2 protein-coding genes are annotated in these 1,347 nt (G+C 34.2%); one reads left to right on the forward strand and one right to left on the reverse strand.

Annotation, left to right across the window (positions count from 1 at the left end):
* Positions 1-101: 101 nt before the first annotated feature.
* Positions 102-863 carry a hypothetical protein gene (locus tag M4I42_RS16865; RefSeq protein ID WP_192950826.1) on the forward strand — a complete coding sequence of 254 codons (762 nt, stop codon included), beginning with the start codon at positions 102-104 and terminating at the stop codon, positions 861-863.
* Positions 864-935: 72 nt separating this feature from the next.
* Here the strand turns inward: M4I42_RS16865 and M4I42_RS16870 are convergent, their stop codons facing one another.
* Positions 936-1,259: an ABC transporter permease gene (locus tag M4I42_RS16870; RefSeq protein WP_268853189.1), complete on the reverse strand. Its 324-nt coding sequence runs from the start codon at positions 1,257-1,259 to the stop codon at positions 936-938.
* Positions 1,260-1,347 lie beyond the last annotated feature (88 nt).

Raw genomic sequence — 1,347 nt, forward strand, 5'->3', positions numbered from 1 at the left:
TCTTTATAAAATTTGTTTTTGAAAGGTTGTTAAATTAGGATATGGTGCTTCTTTATATATTGTCAGCTGACATAATAAAAAATAAATAGGAGGAATAACTGATGGAAGTTGGATATTTTTTAAATGAATCAGAAGTAGTGGATTTACTAAGCAGTTTTGAGAATAAGAAAAAGTTTCAAAATCTTTTAAGTGAAATGAGAAAATATGGTGATTTCGATTTTAATCTGGAAACGTTAGAAGTAAAACATGCATTAAAGTTTGATACTGCCAAAGGAGAAGATGTCATTTCGGCAAAGGTATTAGACATCAAGGTTAATGATCATGTTAATATTCGATATATTGAAAGGTTTATCAATGGAGATGAAAGCACTACAAATGACTTTTTCGTAGGAACAATCTTCAGCAACAAAAGTGATGATCCTAATGTCATTAACCAAATGGTTTTTAGAGCAAGCAATGATGAGGCTGTTTCCATTCTTGAAAAAGAATATGACCGAGAACTTGTTGTAGCTGCAATGGAAAATGATGATAAATTCTTTGAGGAATTTAACTTCGATGAAAATTATGTTCCGGGGCAACTGTTAAAACAAAAAGTTGATGCTCAAGCACCGATTAAGGGATGTGTTGCCGGAGGTTATATCTGGTGTGGTGCTGATTGTGGTGGATGGCCAGCTTGTGAAGGATCAAAGTCCGGTATAAATGAACTTGATAACTGTTGTAAGAAACACGATTGCTGCTATCACACATATGGCACTAGTGGCCCACATTGCTATTGCGATCAGAAATTATGTGACTGCGCACAAGCAGCGCCTTTTTATGGTGCTACTTTGTTGGTAGAAGCGGCATTTTGTTTCGTTTGCTAAGATTGAGTTTGAGAACAAGCAATGTGTTGATAAATATCAGCACATTACTTGTTCTTTTTTTTTGCGCAGGACTTACTGGTTAATATTTTTTTGTTTGAGAAAACGGTTTATTTTTGAAATGATCCCAATAATCAAGTAAATAATTCCGTTTCCAACAATAACTAACCCGATAAATGCCGCTGCGAGTTGTGCGCCATCGGCGCTACCGCCTTGACTATGATTATACTTTACAAATGCTGCTCCTACTATAAATGCAAGGATGGGTCCGAGAATGCAGATTATCAAACCGGATAACCATAAAGACACTTTGTTTTTGTTATACAGCAAGATAGCCATACTGTTCAAAAATAAAAGTATTAACCCCAAGACTAAGTAAACGAGAGCGTCACCGTTCATATAAACCTCCTAATCATTATTAAATTATCAAATTAATATAAATATATGACAAATATATGCTAAAATGCAAGAATTATCAAATGTATAT

Source organism: Anoxybacillus sp. J5B_2022 (assembly GCF_026847645.1).
Taxonomy (GTDB): domain Bacteria; phylum Bacillota; class Bacilli; order Bacillales; family Anoxybacillaceae; genus Anoxybacteroides.

What these genes read in the sequence shown, in the direction of transcription:
- M4I42_RS16865 (WP_192950826.1), top strand. Translation starts at nt 102, where the DNA reads ATGGAAGTTGGATATTTTTTAAATGAATCAGAAGTAGTGGATTTACTA.
- M4I42_RS16870 (WP_268853189.1), bottom strand. Translation starts at nt 1,259, where the DNA reads ATGAACGGTGACGCTCTCGTTTACTTAGTCTTGGGGTTAATACTTTTA.